Raw genomic sequence first — 24,851 nt, 5'->3', positions numbered from 1 at the left:
GGTGATATTGGAGATAACCCTTGGTCGTCTCCGGTTCTACCTGTGCTTCAACCTAAGGACTTCAACCTATGGTCATGAGACTGGCGTTGCCGCCCGCCGCGGCGGTGTTCACGCTGATCGAGCGCTCCGCGAGCAGGCGTTCCGGCACGTAGGCCGCGCCGGCCGCGAGCGCGTCCGGGCTCAGCCCGTGCACGGCCAGGAGGGGGCCCGGCCGCTGCGCGATGCGCTGGTTGAGCGCCAGCAGCGCATCGCCGTCACCCTCGAACAGTACTGCCTGGAAGTCCGCCTGGTCTACCTCGGCGTCGTCCAGAATGCCGGCCTGCTCCTGCTGGGCCGCGTCCAGCCCCGCCAGCAGGGACCGCGCGGCCGGCGTGTCGGCGAACCAGGCGTGGTTGCCCGTGCGGCGCGCGGCCTCCCATTGCGCCCGCGCGCCCGCCTCGGTAGCGGCCACGCAGTACACCGCGCCTCGCGGCTCCACCACGTAGGTGTTGGTTTCGCCCGTGGGCCCCGGCAGCGCGATGCGCTGCGGCAGCGGCGCGGCCGCGTCCAGCGCGGGCGGCAGCCCCGGCGGGCGCGTGCCCAGCAGGCGGTACATGTACAGCGGGCCGCCCGCCTTCGGGCCTGTGCCCGACAGCCCCTCCCCGCCGAAAGGCTGCACCCCGACCACCGCGCCCACGATGTTGCGGTTGACGTAGATGTTGCCCGCGTGGATGCGGTCGGTGACGTGGGCGATGGTTTCGTCGATGCGCGTATGCACGCCGAAGGTAAGGCCGTAGCCGGTGGCGTTCACGGCCTCCAGCACGCCGTCCAGCTCGCCGCGGCGGTAGCGCAGCACGTGCAGCACCGGGCCGAACACTTCGCGCGTGAGTTCGGAGATGTCGTCGATCTCGATGAGCGTGGGCGCCACGAAGGTGCCATGGCGGCACTCGGGCCCCAGCGGCACCTGGTCCACGCGATGGCCGGCCGCGCGCATGGCGTCGATGTGGCGCAGGATGCCGTCGCGCGCTTCCGCGTCGATCACCGGCCCCACGTCCACGGACAGCCGGTCGGGGTTGCCCACGCTGAGCTCGCGCATCGCGCCGCGCAACATGGTGAGCATGTGGTCGGCGCAATCCTCCTGCACGCACAGCACGCGCAGGGCCGAACAGCGCTGGCCCGCCGAATCGAAGGCGGAGGTCAGCACGTCGAACACCACCTGCTCGGCCAGCGCGGAGGAATCCACCACCATGGCGTTCTGGCCGCCCGTCTCGGCGATGAGCGGAATGGTGTGGCCGTTGTCGTCCAGGCGGCTGGCCAGGGTGCGGGCGATGATGCGCGCCACGTCGGTGGAGCCGGTGAACATCACGCCGCGCACGCCCGGGTCGGCCACGAGCTGCGCGCCCACGGTTTCGCCGCGCCCCGGCAGCAGCTGCACCGCGCCGGCCGGCACGCCGGCCGCACGCAGGATGCCCACGGCCTGGGCCGCGATGAGCGGCGTCTGTTCGGCTGGCTTGGCCAGCACGGTATTGCCGGCCGCCAGCGCCGCCGCGACCTGGCCCGTGAAGATGGCCAGCGGGAAGTTCCACGGGCTGATGCACAGCACCGTGCCCAGCGGGCGGTGCGTGTCGTTGCCGAACTCGCGCGCGGCCTGGTCGGCGTAGTAGCGCAGGAAGTCCACCGCCTCGCGCACTTCGGCGATGGCGTTAGGCAGCGACTTGCCGGCCTCGCGCACGATGAGGCCCAGCAGCGTCTGCATCTGTTCTTCCATGAGCTGCGCGGCGCGCCGCAGGCACAGCGCCCGCTCGGCCACCGGCGTGGACTGCCAGATCGGCGCGGCGTTGCCGGCCGCCCGCAGCGCGGCCTGGGCCTCTCCGGAGGTGGCCTCGATCACGTGGCCCACCACGTCGCGCACGTTGGCGGGGTTGCGCACCTCGACGGCGCGCGCCGGGTCCCAGGGCGCCTCGCCTTCGCCCAGCATGGGCATGGCGCGCCAGGGCGTGCCGGCGCTGGCCTGCAGCGCGGCCGACAGCGAACCCAGCCGGTGCTCGTTGCTGAGGTCCAGGCCCGCGGAATTGGCGCGCGCGCCCTGCTGCGGATTGCCGTAAAGCTCGCGCGGCAGCGGAATCTTCTCGTGCGGCGCGCCCAGCGGCGCGATGCGCGAGGCGACCTCGACCGGGTCGGCCACCAGTTGCTCCACCGGAATGCTCTCGTCGCCGATGAGGTTGACGAAGGACGTGTTGGCGCCGTTTTCCAGCAGCCGGCGCACCAGGTAGGCCAGCAGCGTCTCGTGCGTGCCCACCGGCGCGTAGATGCGGCACGGCCGGTTCAGCTTGCCCTGCGCCGCCGGCCCCACCACTTCGTCGTACAGGGGCTCGCCCATGCCGTGCAGGCACTGGAACTCGTACTGGCCCGGGTAGTAGTTCTGGCCCGCCAACTGGTAGATGGCGGAGAGCGTGTAGGCATTGTGCGTGGCGAACTGCGGATAGACCGCGTCCGGCGCCGCGAGCAGCTTGCGCGCGCAGGCCAGGTAGGCCACGTCGGTGTACACCTTGCGCGTGTAGACGGGATAGCCCTCCAGGCCGTCGACCTGGGCGCGCTTGATTTCCGTATCCCAGTAGGCGCCCTTCACCAGGCGCACCATGATGCGGTGGCGGCTGCGGCGCGCCAGGTCCACCACGTAGTCGATGACGAAGGGCGCGCGCTTCTGATAGGCCTGGATCACGAAGCCGATCCCGTTCCAGCCTTCGAGCTCGGGCTCGAAACAGAGCGCTTCCAGCAGGTCCAGCGAGATTTCCAGCCGGTCGGCCTCCTCGGCGTCGATGTTCAGGCCGATGTCGTAGCTGCGCGCCAGCACGGTCAGCGCCTTCACGCGCGGCAGCAGCTCGGCCATGACGCGCTCGCGCTGGGCGCGCGAATAGCGCGGATGCAGGGCCGAGAGCTTGATGGAAATGCCGGGGCCTTCGTAGATGCCGCGGCCCGCCGCGGCCTTGCCGATGGCGTGGATGGCCTGTTCGTACGAGGCGTAATAGCGCTCGGCGTCCTCCGCCGTGGTGGCCGCTTCGCCCAGCATGTCGTAGGAGTAGCGGAAGCCCCTCGCCTCCATCTTGCGGTTGTTGGCCAGCGCCTCGGAAATGGTCTGGCCCGACACGAACTGCTCGCCCATCATGCGCATCGCGATATTCACGCCTTTGCGCACCAGCGGCTCGCCGCCCTTGCCGATGAGGCGCGTCAGCGCCTTGGACAGCGACTGCTCGCTGCTCACCGCCACCAGCTTGCCGGTGATCATCAGGCCCCAGGTCGCCGCGTTGACGAACAGCGACTGCGACCCGCCCATATGCGATTTCCAGTCGCCGCGGGCGATCTTGTCGCGGATGAGCGCATCGCGCGTGGCGCGGTCGGGAATGCGCAGCAGGGCTTCGGCCAGACACATCAGCGCCACGCCTTCCTGGCTGGACAGCGAAAACTCCTGGATCAGCCCTTCGACGCCGCCGCCGCCGCGCTTGCCGCGCAGCTTGCGCACCAGGCCGGCCGCCATGGCGTGCACCTTGTCGGGATTGGGCACCCGCGCCTGGCCCAGCAGCAGCGGCACGCACTCGGGTTCGGGGCGGCGGTAGGCGGCGGTGATGGCCGCGCGCAGCACCGACTGGGGCTGCACGTCCTGGCCGAATTCGTAGAAAGGCGGCACCTGGACGGCGGCCGCCTCGCCGTGCTCCTCGTCCGCGCCGTCTTCGCCGGCCAGGTGCGACATCTCGGCGGGCAGGTGCCCCCGCTCGATCCGGTCCAGATAGGAAAGAATGGCTTGCTTGTGCAGCCAGTGCGGCGTGCAGTTGAGCTTTTGCGCCGCCGCCTTCAGGCGATCGCGCAGCGCGTCATCGACTTTGACGCCTAGGGTCGTGCTGGCCATAAGAGATTGCTTCCTGTCGCATGACGGAGATCGCCGGCCGGACGGCCGGTGGGTACGACCGTATGCTAGTCAGGTTGCAACCGGGTTTGTATTGCGGTTAACCCTATGGTTAACTGATTGAGATCACGCGGGGTTTTCACCCTGGGCGCGCGGCAGGGCCGTGCAGCCCAGCGTGCGCACGGAAGAGCCCGCGTCTTCCGTCCCGCCGCGGATGGCGGCCGCCATGGCGCCGGCCAGCGCCGCCACGGCGCGCCGCTGGGCGGCCACCAGGGCCGGCGCGCCTTCGCCGTCCACGTTCTCGACCACCAGGCTGCGGCAGAGCCGCCCCTCGCCCGCCGTGTTGAGCGGCCGGACGCGCCAGGTGGCGTCCAGTTGCGCCCGGCTGCCGGCCACCAGGTCGAAGCCCTGCACATCGGCCTGCACCCGCCAGACGGGCGCGTTGGCGGCCGGCTTCACGGTACGCACGTCCAGCGCGCCCAGGTCGCGCTTGAGCGCGTCGGACAGGGCGTCGCGGATCTCCTCGGCCAGCGGCGCGGCCCAGCGTTCGCCGTACAGGGCGGCCACCGAGCCCTCCTCCGTGCGCACCATGAGTTGCGGCTGGTCGGCCTGCGCGGGCACGCTGACCGGCAGCACGTCGATGAGATACCCGGCCTGCACGCGGGGCGCGGCGTCGGCCGCCGGAACGGACAGGGTGTAATAGCGCGGCGGCGCCGAAGACGAGCAGCCCGCCAGCGCGGCTGCCAGGGCGGCGCCGGCCAGGGCGGTTCGGACGGAAGGAAATTTCATCGGCTCAGTTCCTCACCGGCCCGGCGCCGGGGATGGGGTCTTCCCCTCGGCCGCGCAGCAGCGCCTCGGGGTTGGATTGCAGGAAGTCGGCCAGCGCGCGCAGCGAACGGGCCGCCCGGCCCAGCTCCTGCATGGCGCGCTCGGCATTGACCGGCAGCGAGCCGTCGGGCGAAACCAGCGCATTGATCTGCGCCAGCGATTCCTTGGCCTGACGGAACACGGCCTGCGCCTGCGGCGCCACCTGCTTGTCCAGGCGGTTCATGAGGCGGGACGTGCTGGACAGCGTGGCGCGCAAGTCTTCGCCGATCTTGTCGAAGGGAATCTTTTCGATCTTGGCGACGATATTGCTGACCTGCTGCTGGAGCTGGTCGAGGTTGCCGGGCACGGTCGGGATCACGGCCGGCGTGGACGGCTTGAACTCCACCGGCTTGGCGTTGGGGAACACGTCCAGGCTCACGAAGAGCTGGCCGGTCAGCAGGTTGGCGGTGCGCAACTGGGCGCGCAGGCCGTGGCCGATCATGCCCGCCAGCAGCCGGTTGCCCGCGACGTCGCCGTCGCGCTCGGCGCGCTTGCGCACTTCCTCGAACACGCGGCCCAGGCGCTCCGGATAGAGCGTGGCGTCCACCACCGAATAGAACCGCTTGGCCTTGTCGTCGAAGTCCAGGTTGATGGCAGTGACGTTGCCCAGCGTGATGCCGCTGAAGTCCACCGGCGCGCCCACCGCCAGGCCGCGGATCGACTGGTCGAACCGCATGCGGATGTCGAAACGCTCGGCGTCGGGGTTGGCCTTGGCCTGCGCCTCGGTGCCGTAGAGCTGGAACTCGGCGTCGGGCGGGGCCGGCTGGTCGGCGCCGCGCGCCGTGTAGACGGGCTCGAACGCCACGCCGCCCACGGCCATGGACACCAGCGACTGCGTGCGCACTTTCAGGCCGTCGGCGTTGACGCTGAAGTCCACCCCGCTGGCGTTCCAGAAGCGCGTGCCGCTGGTGACGAATTGGTCGTTGGGCGCGTCCACGAACACCTCCACGTTCACGGCGCCGCCGGTCTTGTCCAGTTCGTAGCCGATGACGCGCCCCACGGTGATGCGGCGGAAATACACCGGGGAGCCCACGTCGAGCGAGCCCAGGTCTTCCGCCTTGAGCCGGAAACGCTTGCCGGCGCGGTCATGAGTGACGGCGGGCGGCGTTTCCAGGCCCTCGAACTCGAACTTGGTGGCTTTTTTCTGCCCGTTGCCGCCCTCCGGCGCGTCCACGCCGATGTAGGCGCCCGACAACAGGGTGCCCAGGCCCGACACCCCGCTCACGCCCAGGCGCGGCCGCACCACCCAGAAATTGGTGCCCTCGCGCGCCAGGTCGGCGACTTCCTTGGCCAGCTCGGCCTTGACCACCACCTTGCTGCGGTCTTCGTTGAAGCCGATCGACTGCACCGTGCCGACGTTCACGTCCTTGTAGCGGAGCTGGGTCTTGCCCACCTCCAGGCCTTCGGCGGTATTGAAGGAAATGGAAATCTCGGGCCCGGCCTGCAGCCAGGTGCGCACCACCAGCGACAGGCCCATGAGCGCCGCCACCACGGGCACGAGCCAGATCCACGAAATGCGGTTCTGGCGCTTGCGCGTGACAGTGGGTGTTGCGTAGTCGGATTCCCCGGAGCCTGGGACTTGATCGGACATTCTTTTCCTTTTTTCCGCGCGAAGGTGGGCGGCTTCAGCCGGCGGGTTCCCCGGCCGCCGCAGCGCGGGCCGCGAAATTCGATGACGGTGATTCTATTTCACCTTGCCGCTCCAGGTCCCAGCTGCGCCGCAGATCGAAGCTCATGGCCGACAGCATGGTGAGAATGACCACCAGGCCGAAGGCGGCCGCGCCCGCCCCCGCGCTGATGGCCATCAGTCCCTGGAAATCGGCCAGGGCGGCCAGCAGGATGACGACGAACACGTCCAGCATGGACCATTGCCCGATGAATTCGACCAACTGATAGAGCCGCGTGCGCGGGCGCAGGCTGGTGGCGCTGCCCCATTGCTGGGTAAGCAGCAGCAGGGCCATGGCAAGCAGCTTGGTCAGCGGCACGGCCACGCTGGCAATGAAGACGATGAGCGCGATGTCCCACGAGCCGGTTTCCCAGAGCTCCACCACCCCGCCCAGGATGGTGTGGCCGCTGTCGCCCAGCAGCGAGCGGATCTGCATCACGGGCAGCACATTGGCCGGAATGTAGAAGATGGCGGCGGCGATCAGCAGCGCCCAGCTCCGCGCAAGGTGATCGGGCTTGCGGTAATGGACCACGGCATGGCAACGCACGCAGGCGTGGGTTTCCTCGGGGTCGGCATCGCGCGGCAGCGCCTGCACCTGGCCGCACACATGGCAGCCGGCCAGCACCACGTCCGGCCCCGCGCGCGGCACGTGCACCGGCACCACGCCCGCGCTTTCGGCGTACCGCCAGATCACATGAGGGGACAGCCTGCCCAGCATAGTGAGCAGCACGGTGAGCAGGCCGAATCCGGCCAGGCCCATGCCGGGCGACACCGACGCCATGCCGGCCAGCTTCACCACCGACACCAGCACGCCCAGCAGGAAAACGGGCACCATGCACCAGGGGCGCAGCAGGCCCAGCACGCGCATCGCCTGGCGGAAGGCCGGCGGTTCGCGCCCGGCCGCCAGCGGGCCGATCACCCAGAGCAGCACCGCCAGCTGCAGCAGCGGCAGGCCGAAGCCCGCCAGGCCGGTCATGAGCGCCACCACCCAGTGCCCCTGGCGCCAGGTGATGATGACGGCATCGAGCATGGACGCCTGCTGCGTCATGCCCTGCACCGACATGAAAGCCACGGGATAGGCGTTGGCGATGCCGAAGACGATCAGGGCCGTCAGCGCCAGCGCCAGCCAGTTGGAGAGCGTCAGCCCGCTGTAGCGCCACAGCGTGGAGCCGCAGCGCGAGCAACTGGCCGTTTCGCGCGGCGCGAGCTCGCGCCGGCGGTACACGCTGCCGCAAAGCTCGCACTCGATGAGCGGTTCGGTGCCCGCTTCCGGGGAGGTCCGCGCCTCCTGCCGCGCGCCGTTATGCATGCAAGGCGGACCGGCGTCAGTCGATCAGCTCGACTTCCTGCCGGTCGGGCGCGTCCGAGGCGGGCGGCTTGCCGTTCTCGTCGAACTCCAGCTTGACCTTGCCCTCCTCGTCCAGGTCCACCGTCACCGCGCCGCCGTCGACCAGCCGGCCGAACAGCAGTTCGTCGGCCAGCGCCCGGCGGATGGTGTCCTGGATGAGCCGCTGCATCGGGCGCGCGCCCATGAGCGGATCGAACCCTTCCTTGGCCAGGTGCTCGCGCAGGCGGGTGGTGAAGATGGCCTCGACGCGGCGCTCGTGAAGCTGGTCTTCGAGCTGCATGAGGAACTTGTCCACCACGCGCAGGATGATTTCGCGGTCCAGCGGCGCGAACGGGATGATGGCGTCCAGGCGGTTGCGGAACTCGGGCGTGAACATGCGGCGGATTTCCGCCATTTCGTCGCCCACCACGCGCGTGTTGGCAAAGCCGATGCTCGGGCGGTTGAGCGTTTCCGCGCCCGCGTTGGTCGTCATGATGAGGATGACGTTGCGGAAATCCGCCTTGCGGCCGTTGTTGTCGGTGAGCGTGCCGTGGTCCATGACCTGCAGCAGGATATTGAACACGTCCGGGTGCGCCTTCTCGATTTCGTCGAGCAGGAGCACGCAGTGCGGCTGCTTGGTGATGGCTTCGGTGAGCAGGCCGCCCTGGTCGAAGCCGACATACCCGGGAGGCGCGCCGATCAGGCGCGACACCGCGTGGCGTTCCATGTATTCGGACATGTCGAAGCGCAGCAGCTCCACGCCCATCGTGAAGGCAAGCTGGCGGGCGACCTCGGTCTTGCCCACGCCCGTGGGGCCGGAGAACAGGAAGGCGCCGATGGGTTTCTCGGGCTTGCCCAGGCCGGAACGCGCCATCTTGATGGCCGCGGCCAGCGCCTCGATGGCCTGGTCCTGGCCGAAGACCACGGTCTTGAGATCGCGCTCCAGCGTGGCGAGCTTGCTGCGGTCGTCGTTGGAGACGGACTGCGGCGGGATGCGCGCGATCTTGGAGACGATGTTCTCGATGTCGGTCTTGCCGATGACCTTCTTCTGGCGCGAACGCGGCAGCAGGCGCTGCGCGGCGCCGGCCTCGTCGATCACGTCGATGGCCTTGTCGGGCAGGTGGCGGTCGTTGATGTAGCGCGCCGACAGCTCGGCAGCCGCCGACAGCGCGGCCGACGAGTAGCGCACGTTGTGGTGCTCCTCGAAGCGGCTCTTCAGGCCGCGCAGGATCTGCACGGTCTGCTCGACGCTGGGCTCGGCCACGTCGATCTTCTGGAAGCGCCGCGACAGCGCGTGGTCTTTCTCGAACACGCCGCGGTATTCGGTGTACGTGGTGGCGCCGATGCACTTGAGCTGGCCGGAAGACAGCGCCGGCTTGAGCAGGTTGGACGCGTCCAGCGTGCCGCCCGAGGCCGAACCCGCCCCGATCAGCGTGTGAATCTCGTCGATGAACAGGATGGCGTCGGGATTGCCGCGGATCTGCTTGAGCACGGCCTTCAGGCGCTGCTCGAAGTCGCCACGGTACTTGGTGCCGGCCAGCAGCGCGCCCATGTCCAGCGCATAAACCTGGGCGGCCTGCAGGATCTCGGGCACCTCGCCGCGCGTGATGCGCCAGGCCAGGCCCTCGGCGATGGCGGTCTTGCCCACGCCGGCCTCGCCGACCAGCAGCGGATTGTTCTTGCGGCGCCGGCACAGCACCTGGATCACGCGCTCGACCTCGTGCTCGCGCCCGATCAGCGGATCGATGCGTCCGGCCAGCGCGGCGGCGTTGAGATCGGTGGCGTACTGGTCCAGCGGCGACTGTCGCGCGTCGCCCTGCTCTTCGCCATTGGTCTGCTGCTCTTTCTGCACGGCGGGAGACTCCACCTGCGGCTGTTTGGTAATGCCGTGGGAAAGGAAATTCACCACGTCCAGGCGCGTGACGCCCTGCTGCTGCAGGTAGTACACGGCATGCGAATCCTTCTCGCCGAAGATCGCCACCAGCACGTTGGCGCCGGTGACCGGCTTCTTGCCGGTGCCGCCCGCCGAGACGTGCATGATGGCGCGCTGGATCACGCGCTGGAAACCCAGCGTGGGCTGCGTATCGACCTCCGCGCCGCTCGGGATCACGGGCGTGTTCTCGGACACGAACTGGCGGAGATTGCGGCGCAGGTCATCGAGGTTGGCGGCGCAAGCGCGCAGAACCTCGACAGCCGAAGCATTGTCGAGCAGCGACAGCAGCAGGTGCTCGACAGTGATGAATTCATGCCGGGCCGAACGGGCCTCGACGAAAGCCATATGCAGGCTGACTTCAAGCTCTTGAGAAATCACGCTTCCTCCGTAACGCATCGAAGCGGTCAAATACACGATTCATATTCTATGCCTATCGGGGCGTAACGCCAGCGATTTCAAAAACCACGCTGTCGTGGCGGCCCTGTCCATCCATGACGGTAAGCGTATACCTGCCGTCGCGCCCGAGCACCAGATTAAACGGATGATCCGCCTGTCGGCGATCCACCACACGCCCGTCCAGCATCCACCATACTTCACCCGCCGCGCCTTCCGCCTGCACGTCCACCGCCACCTGGCGGCGGCCGGGCACCGGGCGCAGCACCGAACCGTCAGCCAGTCCGGCCAGGCGCAGCGGACCGCGCGAGGCGTCGGCATAGCCGGGAAACGACGGCGGCACCGTATCGTTCAGGGCCCAGGCGGCGCGCTGCTCCGGGCACCGGCCGGACGGAACGCTGCCCAGCCGGTAGCCCAGGGGCCAGCAGGTCACCACCGCCTGCACCGTTTCGGGCCTGGCGCGGGCGCGCTGCGGGCCTTCCGGCAGCGCGGCCACGATGTCCTGCAGAAGCGGCGCCGCGACGTTGGCGCCGAAGAAGCCGGGATTCGGCGTGCCGTCGGGACGGCCCACCCAGACCCCGATCGTCCACCTGTCGGTCACTCCGACCGCCCAGGCGTCGCGGAAACCAAAACTGGTGCCGGTCTTCCAGGCCAGCCTGCGCCCCGGACTGCCCGATTCGTAGAAAGGCCGGTCGGGATGCCCGCCGCCTTCCAGGATATCGCGCACGATCCAGGCCGCGCCCGCGCTCATCATACGGGACTCGATCCGGGGGTCGCCCGGCCGCAGCCGGGGTCGCCCCGAAATGCCGCCGCGGGCCAGCGCGCGGTAGGCACCCACCAGTTCTTCCAATGTGGCGCCGGCCCCGCCCAAAATCAAGCTCAGGTTGGGACTGGCGCCCGCCGGCAGGCGCAGCCGCACGCCTCCCGCCAGCATAACCGATGCGAAACTGGCGGGCCCGACGCGGTCCAGCAGATCGACCGCCGGCACGTTCAGCGAACGCTGCAGCGCCTGCGCCACGCTTACCGGCCCCGAAAACGCCGCCTGGAAGTTGCCCGGGGCGTAGCCGCCGAAAGACAGCGGCGCGTCGATAAGCAGGCTTTCGGAATGGATCAGCCCCTGGTCCAGCGCCTGCGCATACAGGAAGGGCTTGAGCGTGGAGCCGGGCGAGCGCACCGCGCGCACCATGTCCACGTAGGCATAGCGGCTGGCGTCGGAAAAATCGGCCGATCCGGCATACGCCTTGACCTCGAGGCTGTCGTTGTCCATGACGAGCACCGCCATCGACACTTTGGGCGGCAGGCCGTCCACGCGGTCCAGCAGCATGCGCTCCACCGCCGATTGCGTGTCGGCGTCCAGCGTCGAGCGCACGAGGCCCGGCCGCCCGCCGGCGCGGCCGGCCGCCGCGTCCTGCAGCAGGCGCTGGGCCGCCAGCGGCGCCATCCAGCGCGCGCGCAGCGGCGGCGCGACCACGTTCTCGATCTTGGCGTCGGCCACCTCGGCCGGGCTGGCCCGCCCCAGCTCCGCCATGCGGTCCAGCACCTTGTCGCGCGCCGCCCGCGCGGCCTCGGGATGGCGGTCGGGCCGCAGCCGGGACGGCGCCTGCGGCAGCGCCGTCAGCAAGGCGGCCTCGGCCGCGCTCAGGTCGGCGGGCGACTTGCCCAGCCACATCCGCGCCCCCATTTCCACCCCTTCCACGATGCCGCCCATGGGCGCGTGCGTCAGGTAGAGCGACAGGATCTCGTCCTTGCTGTAGTGCATTTCCAACTGCACGGCGCGCCAGGCCTGCCGCAGCTTGGCGCCCAGCGTGCGCGACGGGCGGCCGGCGAGCTGCGGGTCGATGAGCCGCGCCACCTGCATGGTCAGCGTGGACCCGCCGGACACGATGCGGCGATTGGCCAGCCACTGCCAGCCGGCGCGCGCCAGGGAAACGGGGTTGACCCCCGGATGCCAATAGAACCAGCGGTCTTCGTAAGTCAGCAGGGTGTCGAGGTAGCGCGGCGAAACCCGCTCGGGCGTCACGGGGTAGCGCCACACGCCGTCGCGGCTGGGATAGGTGCGCAGCGGCGCGCCGCCGGCGGCCACCACCACGGCAGCGCCGTCGGAATTAATGGGCGGCAGCGGATACAGGCGGTCCAGCGCAACCATCGCGACGGCCAGCGCGGCGGCCGCGCCGGCGGCGCACAGGCCCGCGCGCCGCCAGCGGCGCGAGCGCCCGCCGCCCGCCGCGCCGGACGGACCGGCCCTCAAGGACGCCTGGCGCCGCGATCGCGGATTTCCACGGTGCTCCATTGCTCGCCCACGCCGCGCAATTCGGGCCGATACATATCCTCGGCCACGGTGGACGGTACGGCGTAGCGGCCCGGCGTCACCACGCGCACCAGATAGAACACGTCCACCTTGCCGCGGCCCAGGGACACGGCGGCCACGTAGCGGTCGTCCCGGAATTCGCGGTGACGGATGTTGGGATCGGCCATGGCGTCGGCCACGCGGCGCCCGCCAATGGTCCAGTCCTGCATCTCGGGGCTTTGCGAGAGATTCAGGTTCTCCACCTCGAAGCCCGCCGGCACGCGGTCCACCAGCAGCCCGTCGGGAATGTACTGGTTGGCGGTGGCCTGGACCCACACCACCAGCATGTCGCCGGTCTGCAGGACGCCGCCGTCCCACGGACGGCCGTCCGGCCGGTACCAGCCGCGCTTGAGCTGGATGACGCTGTTGCGCGGCGCGGGCGCGGCGGTGGGGCTGCCCTGGATGTCGTACTCCACGAAAAGCGACTGCGAGCCGGTGTTGGCGAGCTGGACCGAGCCCAGGTCGGCCGCCGACAGCGAGACGGACAGGTCGCCCTTGCCGCCGGCCAGCGGCTTGCGCGCGCCGTTGACGGTAAGCGCGGCCTCCCACGGCGTGCCGCTATCGCCGCCCGCCGCGCGCGCGGCCAGCAGCAGCGCCATCTGCTCCTGCGTGGAGAGATAGGAACGGTTGCCCAGGCGCGACGCGAGCTGGCCGAGCAGGTTCTCGCGGCGTTCGTGGCGCAGATCGTGGCGGGCCATGAGAGCGTACGACAGCGCATCGTCGCGCACCGCCGAGCCGTAGTCGCCCAGCCACTCGTCGTAGTAGTAGGCGCCGGCGCCGCGGCGGCTGATGCCGTAGTCGCGCGACATGGCTTGCTCCAGCGCCGTCTTCATGCGGCCCTCATCGCCCATGAGCTTGAAGGCGGCGGCGAGCTGCACCAGCGGCAGCGGCGAGCGCGCGCGCTCCTGGTAGCTGTCGAACAGCTGGCGCACGGTGGACAGCGGCGCCTTGCCGTCGCGCGCCAGCGCCAGCGCGGCGGCCGCCAGGCCGGCAAAGCGGCGATGGTCTTCGCGCAGGATGTTGGCGTCACCGCTGTCGTAGCGGCCGGACTCCAGGTTGCGCCGCAGATTGGGCGACCAGGCGCCGAAACTGCCCGCGCCCTGCTGGAGCTGCTCCAGCAGCCAGGCGCGCGAACGGTCCAGGGAAGCGTCGGGCACGGCGAAGCCGTTGTCGCGGGCGTCCTGCATGAAACCCACGGCGTAGGCCGTCAGCCACACGTCGCGCGAGGAATAGTCTCCCCACAGGCTGTAAGCGCCGGCGGCGTTGCGCATGCCGGCCAGGCGGCCCAGGGCGCCGGCCACCTTGGCCTCGCGCTGGGCCTGGGTGCGCGGCTTGAGGCCGAATTGCCGGGCGGCGCCTTCATCGATCAGCACCCAGGGCAGCGTGGCGCTGATGGTCTGCTCGGTGCAGCCGTAGGGATAGTTCAGCAGATCCTCGACCAGCCGGTTCACGTTGAAGGGCGGCCGGTTGGACAGCGTGAGGCTGACGGTGGCGGAGTCCGGGTAATAGGACGACACCCACGCTGCCTGCGCCGGCTGCGTCTCGCCCGGATTCAGCCGCAGGCGCCGCACCTGACGCTCGGGCGCGTGCGCCGGCTGCACCTGCAGCACGGACTCGCGCACGATGCGCACCGGCTCGGGGCCGCCCTGCCCGTCCACGGTCAGACGCATCAGGCCCAGGCCGTAGGAGCCGGTGGCGGCGGCATTGAAGCGCAGCGTGGCGCGCTGCTTGTCCTGCAGCGTCAGCGTGCGCGTGCCATCCGGGATGGCCAGCGGATCCAGGGCCTCCAGTTTGACCGTCACCTTCTGCGCGGCGCCGCTCAGGTTGGTAACGTCCAGCGCGATGGCGGCCTGGTCTCCCGGCGTAATGAAGCGAGGCGTGTTCAGCTCTGCCACGATGGGCGCGGCCACCACCATCTCGGCGTCGGCGCTGCCGTAGTTCTCGGGCGTGAAAGCCACGGCCATCAGCCGCAGCGTGCCGTTGAAATCCGGCAGGTCCAGCGCGATGTCGGCCTCGCCCCGGTCGTTGAGCGCCACCGGGCCGGAGAACAGGTCCACCAGCTTCACCTTCTTGGGCAGGCTTTTGCTGTCGCCGCGCATGGCGGCGTCGCCGCCCCATTTCAGCTTGCCCTGCGTGCCGTCCATTTTCTCGATGAGCTTGCCGTACATGTCCAGCAGCTCGGGCGCGTAGCGGTGTTTGCCGAAGAAATAGTCCAGCGGATCGGGCGTGGCGTACTGGTTGATGTTGAGAATGCCCACGTCCACGGCCGACAGCGTCACCGTGGCCCGCTTGCCCTGCGCGCCGTCGACCTTGACGCGCACCGTGGCCTTGCGCTCGGGCTCGGTCTTGGACGGCGCCGATATCTGCACGCCGAGCTTGCGGTCGGCGCTGGCGATGGGCAGATAGGTCAGGCCCAGCGCGCGCGCCGGCGTCACGCGGTCGCCCTCGCTGCCGGGGCGGAACACCGCGGCGGCAATGTACAGGTCGTGGCGCTTCCAGCTCTGGTCCACCGGAATCTCGACCTCGGTGCCCGTCGCCTTGACGGCCACCCAGCTGGACCACAGCATGCGGTCGCCTTCCACCGTGACGAGCGCCTGGCCGTCGTGCGGCGGCGTGAGCGTGAGCTTGACCGTATCGCCGGGCCTGGCCGGCACGCCTTCCAGCTTCATCTGCACGCGGTCGGGGCGGTTGCCCATGGCGTCGGCGTCCTGCGCGTTCCAGCCGGCGTAGAAGCGGTAGCGCAGCGTCTGGCCGGTTTCCGGGTCGGCCAGCTCCAGGCGGTAGCGGCCCCACTTCACGGCCACGGTGAACTGGGTGCGGTCCTCGAGCGCGATTTCGCGCGAATCGACCAGCTCTTCAGTCTCGGTGTAGCCGCTGTTCCAGCCCCGCTGGTCGTCGAAGCGCCAGTAATACTGGCGCTCTTCGCGGAACAGGCGCATCTGCGCCCGCGCCAGCGGCGCGATCTTGCCGGAGGCGTCCACACGCAGGGCCTCGAAGACGGCGGGCGCGCCTTCGCGCGTCACGTCGCCCTCGAACTGCGGGCGCACGGCGATCAGCTTGTCGGCCGGCCACACGCTGCGCTCGATGGAGCGCACCACCGGCCGTCCGCCCGACTCCAGCAGGCTGGCCGACACGCGCACCTTCATGGGCGAATGCGTGCCCGAGGTCTGCGGATCGATTTCGAGCTGTGCGCCGCCCTGGTCGTCCAGCGCGGTTTCGGGCAGCTCCTGGAAGTGCCGGCGGCTGTCGTCGGCCACGTCGCCGAAAATGAATCCGGGCCATTGCTGCGGCAGCGCGTGGCGTTCGCGCTTGACCTGGAAGCTCGACAGCAGGCGGTTGCCCGCCGCGGGCGCGCCGTACAGGTAGTCGCCCCGCACATCCACAGTGAGCGGCTCGTCGGGCGCCAGCACCGGCTGCGTCGAAGTGAGCAGCAGCTTCATGCGCTCGGGCAGGAACTCCTCGACCTGGAACTTCCAGGACGCGTCGGCGTTCCTGGCGGACGGGTCGACCCGCAGCTCCAGCAGCCAGGAGCCGGTCTGGGCGTCCGGCGGCAGCTCGATGGCGTGCTCCACATAGCCCGGCAGGTCTTGGGCCGGATGCCAGAGCGAAGTCTGCACCACGCGGCCGTCGGGACGCTTGAGGGTGGCGGTGAGCGGCGAAGGCGCGAGCGGGCGGCCGTCGAGGTCGCGCGGCAGCACCGACACCTGGAAGGTTTCGCCCGGGCGGTACAGGTTGCGGCCCGCGTACACGAAGAGGCTGTTGGGACGCGAGACGTGGCCGCCGATGTCGAACTCGGACAAGTCCAGCGCCGGTTCGCCCAGCGCGAGCACCGTCATTTCCTTGCCGCGCGAGGCGCGGATGACGCGCGCATTGGCGAAGCTGCCCTCGAAGCGCACGTGGCCGTCCTTGCCGGACGCCGCCTTGGCCAGCGCCTTGCCGGCGCCGTCCACCAGCTCGAACTGCGCGCCGGAAATGGCCTGGCCGCTCTTGAGCGACACCGAATACGCTTCGATGCGGTCGGCGTAGCGGCGCGCATGCAGCCCGATGTCGCTGACGTAGAAATAGGTGACCTGGTACTCGTAGCGGAACCGGCCGGGCTGGCTCATGACTGCGATATAGATGCCGGGCTCCTGCAGCTCCTTGATGCCTTCCACCGGCAGGAACGTCACGTGGCGGCGATTGGGCTTGTCGTCGGTGAGGAAGCGGCCCTGGTAGACGCTGGTGGTCAGCGTGTTGAGCCGGTCCAGGTCCCAGTTGCTGACCGAACCTTTCAGGCTGCGGTTGTCCGCGTAGCGCCAGCCGTCTTCCTCTTCTCCCTCGTCTTCGTCGTCCGCCGCCGCGCCGCCGCGGCCCACGCCCAGCACTGTGTCGAACAGTTCGGGCACGCGCTCGGGCGCGACGCGCAGAAACTGCACGTCCACCTCGGGCACGTTGACGGTGGCCACCGGCAGCCCGCCGTTCTGGCCCGCCGGCAGCACCACGCCGCGGCTGGCGAAGTAGAACGAAGGCGGCATCGCCTGCGTACTGACCTGGCAGTTCGAGGCCGAGGCCAGGCTGGCCTTGCCGCCCGCGCCCGGCAGACCGGCGCGGATGGAAATGGCGTAGGCGCGCTGCGGCTGCACATAGGGGAAATACACCATGCGGGGGTTGTCGCCCACCACCCAATTGCCCTTCAGGATCTTGCCCTTGGGCGCGGCGTCGCCCGGCCGCACCGAGGCGGGCTGGTCGCCGGGCGCTGCGGCGCTCTCGGCGCCATCCTCGTCGCGCCTGGCGGCGCCGGTGTCGGTCACCTGCAGAAAGCTGTCCAGGTCGGCCTTGGCGTCCACCGGCTGGGTGAACGTCACCGCCAGCGCCAGCGCGTCGTTATATTGGCGCGGCTGGCAATTGAGCGCCGCGAAGGGGTCGGCCTCGCCCACGACGGCGCTGGCGGGCAGCGGAGGCTGCGCGGGCTGGGCTGGCGCGGTCGCCGCCGCGCCCGGGGCCGCCGGCGCGCGGTTCGCGCCCGCGCCGGGCTGGCCCGGGTTGCCCATCCACCAGCCCACGCCCACGGCGCCCGCCACCACGATGGCGCCGGCGATCGCCAGCCAGGTCTTGCTGAACTTTCCACTCACGGCGACTCTCCCCGCTTACTTCGATACGACGCTCCTTTGCGGCGGAGCTGCCGACCCGCTGGCGTCCGGCCATGCCGAGGCCCGGACCGCACCGGCGCCGCCATGGCGCGGTACGACAATGACAACGCCGCCCGGGGGCGGCGCTTGTTTCTGGTTTTCTCTTACACGGGTTCCATCACGCACTGCAGCGGATGCTGGCGCGCGCGGGCATATTGCCCCACTTGGGCGATGCGCGTGGCCGCGACGTCGCGCGGATAAACCCCGCACACCCCGCGTCCTTCGTGATGCACCTGCAGCATGATGCGCGTGGCTTCTTCGTGATTCTTGTTGAAGAACTTCTGCAGGACTTTCACCACGAATTCCATCGGCGTGTAATCATCGTTCAACAGCACGACCTGGTACATCGGCGGCGGCGCAACTTTCGCCGGCGCCTTTTCGACGGCCAAATCGTGCTGGGTATCCAAGGTAGAACTCATAGCGCGCGTATTCTATTTAAACGGGGAACGATCTGCTGGCAACTTACCAAGAATTACACGTAGAAATGCGTAGTTTCCATACTTGACGCGACAAAGAAAAGCGGCGCATTATCCACGCATTCTGGGGGGTTTTCTACAGGAAAAATCTGCCAGAAAACCGGAGGGGGGACAGGGGTCTAGACCGCAATGCCCTTCTGTCAAACATACGATTCAGTGAGGCAGTCCGCATGTCTGATACGACCGCAACCGCCGTCCAAGGGGACAATCCCAAATCGACGGGCACCGTCAAATGGTTCAACGATGCAAAGGGGTTCGGCTTCATCACGCCCGACGACGGCGGTGAAGATCTCTTCGCCCACTTTTCGTCCATCCAGATGAATGGTTTCAAAACCCTGAAGGAAGGCCAGAAAGTCGCCTTCGAAATCATCCAGGGGCCCAAAGGCAAACAGGCGCTGAATATCACTGCGGCCTGAGCGCCCTATGGCGCGGCAGGCTTGTTGCGCCATAATCCGGGGCGGGGCTTTCGAGCCCCGCCCCGTTGTTTTTGCGCGGACGCAACCGTGGATGTCATCGCGGATGCCGCCGCGCAACGCACGGCTCCAGACATGCCGGCGCGCCCGCGCCCGCATGCCCTCGCTGCCACGCAGTTCCTCATTTTTACTACCGCATCGCCTCATGCTGAAAAACGCCGTCCTGTTTCCGATCCGCCGCATGCAATCCGCCATGGCGGTCCCGAGAGCGGCAAAGGCGGCGCTGGCCGCCCTTGCGCTGGCCATCGCCGCGCCTGCCCACGCGCAACCGGCCGATGGCCCGCAGCCGCGCCTGCCCGTGGTCCAGCTCTCGGCAGGAATCCATATTATCCACGCAGAAGTGGCCGACACGGAATCGACCCGGCGCGCGGGGCTGATGTTCCGACGCGAACTGCCGGGCAACGAAGGCATGCTGTTCGTCTTCGAGAACCCCGACGTGCAGTGCTTCTGGATGCGCAACACGCTGGTGCCGCTGTCCATCGCCTTCATCGCCGATGACGGCACCATCGTCAACATCAACGACATGGCGCCCCAGACCGACGACGGCCACTGCGCCAAGAAACCCGTGCGCTACGCGCTCGAAATGGCTCAGGGCTGGTTCGCCGAGCATGGCGTGTCGGCGGGCCGGAAAATCGACGGCCTGCCCTGAACAGGGCCTTTTTCACCGGAGAGCGGCCGCCGCCCAAGAAAAAGAGCCCTGACGGGCTCTTTTTCTTGACGTTCATGGCGCGCCTGACAGGCCGGGCGCGCCATGAACGCCCGGAAACACCCCAAGGCGCTCAGACCCGCTCGAGGACCAGCGCGATACCCTGCCCCACCCCGATGCACATGGTGCACAGCGCATAGCGGCCGCCGCTGCGGTGAAGCTGGTTGATGGCCGTGGTGGCCAGGCGGGCGCCGCTCGCGCCCAGAGGGTGGCCCAGCGCGATCGCGCCGCCGTTGGGGTTGACGCGGGGATCGTCGTCGGCGATGCCGAGCTGGCGCAGCACCGCCAGGCCCTGGGCCGCGAAGGCCTCGTTCAGTTCGATGACGTCCATCTGGTCCAGCGTCAGGCCGGTCTGGGCCAGCACCTTGCGCGTGGCGGGCGCCGGACCGATGCCCATGATGCGCGGCGCGACGCCGGCCGTGGCCATGCCGACCACGCGGGCGCGCGGCGTGAGGCCGTGGCTGGCGGCGGCCTTCTCGCCGGCCAGCAGCAGCGCGGCCGCGCCGTCGTTCACGCCCGAGGCGTTGCCGGCCGTAACCGTGCCGCCTTCGCGCACCACGCCCTTCAGCCTGGCCAGCGCTTCGAGGCTGGTTTCGCGCGGATGCTCGTCCTTGGACACGACGATGGGGTCGCCCTTTTTCTGGGCAATGGACACCGGCACGATCTCGGCGTCGAAATAGCCTTCTTTCTGCGCGCGCGCGGTCTTCTGCTGGCTGGCCAGCGCGAACTTGTCCTGGTCTTCGCGGTTGATGTGGAAGTCGTCGGCCACGTTCTCGGCCGTTTCGGGCATGGAGTCCACGCCGTACTGGGCCTTCATGAGCTTGTTGATGAAGCGCCAGCCGATCGTGGTGTCGTAGATGGCGGCGCTGCGCGAGTAGGCGCTTTCCGCCTTGCCCATGACGAACGGCGCGCGGCTCATGCTTTCGACGCCGCCGGCCAGCATGAGGCCCGCCTCGCCGGCGCGGATGGCGCGGGCGGCCGTGCCGATGGCGTCCAGGCCCGAACCGCACAGGCGGTTGACCGTGGCGCCCGGCACTTCCACCGGCAGGCCGGCCAGCAGCGTCGCCATGCGGGCCACGTTGCGGTTGTCTTCGCCGGCCTGGTTGGCGCAGCCCATGATGGCGTCGTCGAGCTCTTCCCAGCGCACGCCGGGATTGCGCGTGGCGAGGGCCTTGATCGTTACGGCCAGCAGATCGTCGGGGCGGACGGAAGCCAGCGCGCCGCCGTAGCGGCCGAAGGGGGTGCGAATCGCGTCGCAGATGTAGGCATGCACGGTCATGAGTAGCTCGAAGGAAGTGAAGGAAAACGCGTGGAATAACCGCCGATCTTACTGCCGGCCGCGGCGCGCCAAATTGGTGCACGCGTTAACTGTCCGCCTTGCGGACGATGTCCGGGCCGCGTTCACTTTGCACCGGACGGGGGCGTTGCGCGCGCGTTTTCGGGGCGGCCGGCCTGGTCCGCCATCGCCCTGCCCGCCGCGGCCTTGGACGCCCTGCCCGCCTCCACGATGGCCTGGCGGCGGAAGCGGCCGGCCGACAGATGATAGAACGGACGCGGGCAGAACTGGCGGGACACCACCGAGGCCAGCATCGAACCCGCGAGCAGCCAGAACAGCATGGGCTGGCTGCCCGTCATTTCCATGACCACCACGCTGGCGGTCAGGGGCGCCTGCGTGGCCGCGGCCAGGAACGCGGCCATCGAGACGAGCACCAGCACGCGCTGGTCCACGCCCTCGCCGGCCAACGCCCAGATCTGGTGGCCGACGCCCGCGCCGGTGGTCAGCGCGGGCGTGAAAATACCCCCCGGAATGCCGGCCCAGTACGAAGCCACGGTGGCGGCGAGCTTGGCCAGGCCGAAGCCGTCGGGCGCGACGCCCGGCTGGCCCGACAGCAGCCCCGCCGCCACGCCGTAGCCGGTGCCGTAGACGGTGCCGGCCGTGAGCATGCCCAGCAACGCGACCACCAGGCCCAGGACGAAGGCCGTGCCCAGCGGGTGCTCGCGCACCCAGCCGCGCCATGCGGCGGGAACGGCGCCCGCTGCGCCCTTGCCGAGCAGGCGGGCGAAAATGCCGCCCAGCGCGCCGTTGAGCGCGCCGCATATCAGCACCCACATCAACATGTGCTCGGCCAGGGGACGGCCGCCGAAAGCGCCGAAATAGGGGTTGTTGCCGGCCACCGCCACCACCATGAAGCCGGCGGCCAGCACGCCGATGAGCACCAGCCGCTCCCAGCGCAGCACGGTGCCGCGGCCCAATTCCTCGATGGCGAAAATGACGCCGGCCAGCGGCGCGTTGAAGGCCGCCGCCAGTCCTCCCGCCGCCCCGGCTGCGATGAGCTCGTTGGCGTGAAAGCCCCGCAGGCGCACGCCGCGCCGCTTCCAGAAATCTCCCCAGGCCAGCATGACGGCCGCGCCCACCTGCACCGACGGGCCTTCGCGCCCGATCGAGGCGCCGGCCAGCATGCCCAGGAACGTCAGCGGAATCTTCCAGACCGTCTGCGCCAGCGACACCAGGCTGCCCTGGCCGGGCCCGGGCGGCAGCGACAGCGCGCCGATCACCTGGGGAATGCCGCTGCCCGAGGCATAGGGCGCAAAGCGCATCGTGAGCCAGCGCAGCGCCGCCAGCCCGCACGGCAACACGATGAAGGCGAGCCATCCCGCGTGGCCCACCCATGCGCGGTTCCATTCCAGCGCGAGGTCGGCCAAGTGGGCGAAACCCAACGACACCAGCGCCACCAGCGAGGCGCCGCCCAGCAGCAGCGCGAGCTGCACGCTCTTGCGCGACCACCGGTTGATCTGCCTGACCTTGCGCCGCCCGTATCGGCGGACATTGGCGATGCGGCGGCGGACGAGGGCGGGCAGGCTCATGGGCGCGGTTCGGGTGTCTGCGGGGCTGGGCGGAATCGGCCCCCCCGGGCCGGCGATCCGCATTCGGGGAGGACAGGCCCGAACCTTACCATTTCCACCTTACCCGCAGCCCACAACATCCAGCCGCCCCGAGCCGGACCCGGCCTGCCCCCGGAAGGCCCGGCAGCGGAAAACCACGCCCAAAAAGCAAAGCCCCTCGCGTATGCGAAGGGCTTTGCGCAGGGCTTCGCGTGGGGCCTGGCGGCCCGCCGCGGGCGGCCGGAGATCAGCCGAAGTTCTTGGCCGCGAATTCCCAGTTCACCAAGGCCCAGAAGTTTTCCAGGTACTTGGGACGGGCGTTGCGGTAATCGATGTAGTAGGCGTGTTCCCACACATCACAGGTGAGCAGCGGCTTGTCGGCCGTGGTGAGCGGCGTGGCGGCGTTGCTGGTGTTGACGATGTCGACCGAGCCGTCGGCCTTCTTGACCAGCCACGTCCAGCCCGAACCGAAGTTGCCGGCGGCGGACTTGTTGAACGCCTCCTTGAAGGCGTCGATGCTGCCCCACTTGGCCTTGATGGCGTCGGCCAGCTTGCCGGTGGGTTCGCCGCCGCCCTTGGGCGACAGGCTGTTCCAGTAGAACGTGTGGTTCCAGACCTGGGCCGCGTTGTTGAAGATGCCGCCCGAGGATTTCTTGACGATCTCTTCCAGCGACAGGTTTTCGAATTCGGTGCCGGGGATGAGATTGTTCAGGTTGGTGACGTAGGTCTGGTGGTGCTTGCCGTAGTGATACTCCAGCGTTTCCTTCGAGATGTGGGGAGCCAGCGCGTCCAGTTCGTAAGGCAGGGGAGGAAGAGTATGTGCCATGTGATGGTTCCTTCTGTTGAGTGCACGATCAAGCCGTTTCATTGTATCGGCAATGGCCGCGGCCCGCCGCGTTAACCCCGGGGCGCGGCGGGGTTAAACCGCGGGCCTGCGCACAATCTTGCCCGCCCTTGTAAACCTTGCCGCCGCATGCGCCCGCGCCTTGCGCGACACGTGCGCAAGCCCGCGGCGCCCGCCGTTTGCGTCCGCATCCGGCGTGCCCGGCCCGCGCGCGGGGCGCAACGGGCCGCGGCGGCCGCAGACGGATCAGGACGGCTCGCGGTCCGCGCGCGTCTGCAGGACTTCGACCTGCGCGCCGCCGCGCGCGAAGCTCAGGTCCAGCGCCTGCCCGGGCGCGAGCGAGGCCGCGTCGCGCACGATGCGGCCCTGCGCGTCGCGTGCGATGCTGTAGCCGCGCGCCAGCGTCAGCCCCGGGTCGAGCGCGCGCAGCTGGGCGCCCGCCGCGGCCAGGCGGGCCTGGCGCGCCGCCAGCAGCCGCGCATGCGCCAGGCCCAGCTGGCGCGCGGCGCCTGCCAGCCGGTCGGCCGCGCGGGTCAGGTCGGGCGCGCGGTGCGCCAGGCGCTGGGCCAGCAGCTCCAGGCGGCCGCGGCGCCGGGCCTGCGGACGCGCCCACGCGGCGGCGAGCCGGTGGCGCAGCCCCTGCAGCCGCTCGCGCTGGTGAGCCAGCCGCTGGGCCGGGGACACGAGCAGGGCGGCCGCGCGGTCCACGCGCTGGGCGGCGCGGTCGAGTTGGCGGCGCTGGGCGCGGACCAGCGCCTGCGCCGCGGCCAGCGTGCGGCCCAGCAGGTCGGCGCGGGGCATGCAGGCGAGCTCGGCGGCCGCGGTGGGCGTGGGCGCCCGCAGGTCGGCCACGAAGTCCGCGATGGTGAAATCCGTTTCGTGCCCCACGCCGCTGATGACGGTGATGGCGCTGGCGGCCACTTCGCGCGCCAGCGCTTCGTCATTGAAGCTCCAAAGGTCTTCGATACTGCCGCCGCCGCGCACCAGCAGCAGAGTGTCCACTTCGGCGCGCGCATTGGCCTCGCGCACCCGGGCGGCCAGGCGGGCCGCCGCGTCGGCCCCCTGCACGGGCGCCGGATAGACAATGACGGGAACGTGCGGCGCGCGCCGTGCGAGCGCCGTCAGCACGTCGCGCAAGGCGGCCGCGTGCAGCGACGTGACGACCCCGATGGCGCGCGGCAGCGCGACGGGCTCGCGCTTGCGGGCGGGGTCGAACAGCCCCTCGGAGGCCAACTGCTCCTTCAGGCGCAGGAAGGCCTCGTACAGATTGCCGATGCCCGCCCGCCGCATGGCGTCGGCCTGGAGCTGGTAGTCGCCGCGCGGCTCGTAGAGGCTGACGCGGGCCCGCACCTCGACCTGGTCGCCCGCGCGCGGCACGAATCCCACCGCGCCGGCGCGGCTGCGGAACATGACGGCGCGCACGGCGGCGCGGCTGTCCTTGAGCGTGAAATACCAGTGGCCCGAAGCCGCCTGCGTGAAATTGGAAATCTCGCCGCGCACCCATAGCGCGGGGATGTTGCGCTCCAGCATCCGCCCCACGGCTTGATTCAGCTGGGCAACCGTAAGGATATCCCGCGCAAATACGTCGTTTGTGACTGAAAACTCAATAGTCATGAGGCTTTCCAATGCATACCTGTCCACAGGGCCCGCGCGGCGGGGCGCCATGATACCGCGTTCCGCCGATTCGGGCCCAACCGGCTCGAAACGCAGCATTTTCGTAGCAAGCTTTTGATCTATAAGGCTATTTTTAAAAAAATGCCTTGCGCGCTTTTGAAGCAACCCACCGCCAGCCCTGTGTCAGCAAGCCTTCCGGCGAAGTTCTGCACAGAATTATCCACATATTCTGTGGATAGATTCGGGATTCCCTCGCCTTGCCAACCAGCCCGCC

At 69.5% G+C, this 24,851-nt stretch carries 14 protein-coding genes; 2 read left to right on the top strand and 12 right to left on the bottom strand.

What is annotated here, in order from left to right:
• Positions 1–61: 61 nt before the first annotated feature.
• The 8 genes from putA to clpS all read right to left on the bottom strand — a co-directional run bounded on the left by putA (position 62) and on the right by clpS (position 18,000).
• The gene (gene putA / locus NGJ44_RS05760; RefSeq protein ID WP_251863371.1) at positions 62–3,883 is read right to left on the bottom strand and encodes a trifunctional transcriptional regulator/proline dehydrogenase/L-glutamate gamma-semialdehyde dehydrogenase; all 3,822 of its coding nucleotides are present in this window, start codon (positions 3,881–3,883) and stop codon (positions 62–64) included.
• 123 nt (positions 3,884–4,006) lie between these two features.
• A complete protein-coding gene (locus NGJ44_RS05755) occupies positions 4,007–4,669 on the bottom strand; it encodes a PqiC family protein (protein WP_251863370.1) in 663 nt (220 codons plus the stop codon).
• A 4-nt stretch (positions 4,670–4,673) separates the two neighbouring features.
• Complete coding sequence (locus NGJ44_RS05750) at positions 4,674–6,338, bottom strand: PqiB family protein (protein ID WP_053245593.1); 1,665 nt, start codon at positions 6,336–6,338, stop codon at positions 4,674–4,676.
• A 34-nt stretch (positions 6,339–6,372) separates the two neighbouring features.
• The gene (locus NGJ44_RS05745; protein ID WP_082308406.1) at positions 6,373–7,722 is read right to left on the bottom strand and encodes a paraquat-inducible protein A; all 1,350 of its coding nucleotides are present in this window, start codon (positions 7,720–7,722) and stop codon (positions 6,373–6,375) included.
• A gap of 16 nt (positions 7,723–7,738) precedes the next feature.
• Positions 7,739–10,051: an ATP-dependent Clp protease ATP-binding subunit ClpA gene (gene clpA / locus NGJ44_RS05740; protein WP_053245592.1), complete on the bottom strand. Its 2,313-nt coding sequence runs from the start codon at positions 10,049–10,051 to the stop codon at positions 7,739–7,741.
• Positions 10,052–10,103: 52 nt separating this feature from the next.
• Positions 10,104–12,212, bottom strand: coding sequence for a penicillin-binding protein 1C (gene pbpC / locus NGJ44_RS05735; protein ID WP_251863439.1), 2,109 nt, complete (start codon positions 12,210–12,212; stop codon positions 10,104–10,106).
• Between the two features lie 98 nt (positions 12,213–12,310).
• Positions 12,311–17,524 (bottom strand): alpha-2-macroglobulin family protein, encoded by a 5,214-nt coding sequence (locus tag NGJ44_RS05730; RefSeq protein ID WP_502802111.1) that lies wholly within the window; start codon positions 17,522–17,524, stop codon positions 12,311–12,313.
• Between the two features lie 161 nt (positions 17,525–17,685).
• Positions 17,686–18,000 (bottom strand): ATP-dependent Clp protease adapter ClpS, encoded by a 315-nt coding sequence (gene clpS, locus NGJ44_RS05725; RefSeq protein WP_053244471.1) that lies wholly within the window; start codon positions 17,998–18,000, stop codon positions 17,686–17,688.
• Between the two features lie 227 nt (positions 18,001–18,227).
• On the opposite strand from clpS, the gene NGJ44_RS05720 reads away from it, so the two are divergent.
• Positions 18,228–18,473 (top strand): cold-shock protein, encoded by a 246-nt coding sequence (locus tag NGJ44_RS05720; RefSeq protein ID WP_006220277.1) that lies wholly within the window; start codon positions 18,228–18,230, stop codon positions 18,471–18,473.
• 250 nt (positions 18,474–18,723) lie between these two features.
• Positions 18,724–19,179, top strand: coding sequence for a DUF192 domain-containing protein (locus NGJ44_RS05715; RefSeq protein WP_251863369.1), 456 nt, complete (start codon positions 18,724–18,726; stop codon positions 19,177–19,179).
• A 130-nt stretch (positions 19,180–19,309) separates the two neighbouring features.
• On the opposite strand, the gene pcaF is transcribed toward NGJ44_RS05715, so the two are convergent.
• From pcaF to xseA, 4 genes are all read right to left on the bottom strand, one after another.
• Positions 19,310–20,515 carry a 3-oxoadipyl-CoA thiolase gene (gene pcaF, locus NGJ44_RS05710; RefSeq protein WP_251863368.1) on the bottom strand — a complete coding sequence of 402 codons (1,206 nt, stop codon included), beginning with the start codon at positions 20,513–20,515 and terminating at the stop codon, positions 19,310–19,312.
• 122 nt (positions 20,516–20,637) lie between these two features.
• A complete protein-coding gene (locus tag NGJ44_RS05705; protein WP_251863367.1) occupies positions 20,638–22,101 on the bottom strand; it encodes a chloride channel protein in 1,464 nt (487 codons plus the stop codon).
• Between the two features lie 265 nt (positions 22,102–22,366).
• The gene (gene sodB / locus NGJ44_RS05700; RefSeq protein ID WP_251863366.1) at positions 22,367–22,945 is read right to left on the bottom strand and encodes a superoxide dismutase [Fe]; all 579 of its coding nucleotides are present in this window, start codon (positions 22,943–22,945) and stop codon (positions 22,367–22,369) included.
• A gap of 264 nt (positions 22,946–23,209) precedes the next feature.
• On the bottom strand, positions 23,210–24,577 hold the full coding sequence (gene xseA, locus NGJ44_RS05695) for an exodeoxyribonuclease VII large subunit (RefSeq protein WP_251863365.1): 1,368 nt from the start codon (positions 24,575–24,577) through the stop codon (positions 23,210–23,212).
• Between the last annotated feature and the right edge of the window lie 274 nt (positions 24,578–24,851).

Source organism: Achromobacter sp. Marseille-Q4962 (assembly GCF_943737005.1).
In the GTDB taxonomy this organism is placed as follows: domain Bacteria; phylum Pseudomonadota; class Gammaproteobacteria; order Burkholderiales; family Burkholderiaceae_B; genus Achromobacter.
This window is presented reverse-complemented; position numbering and strand designations above follow the sequence as displayed.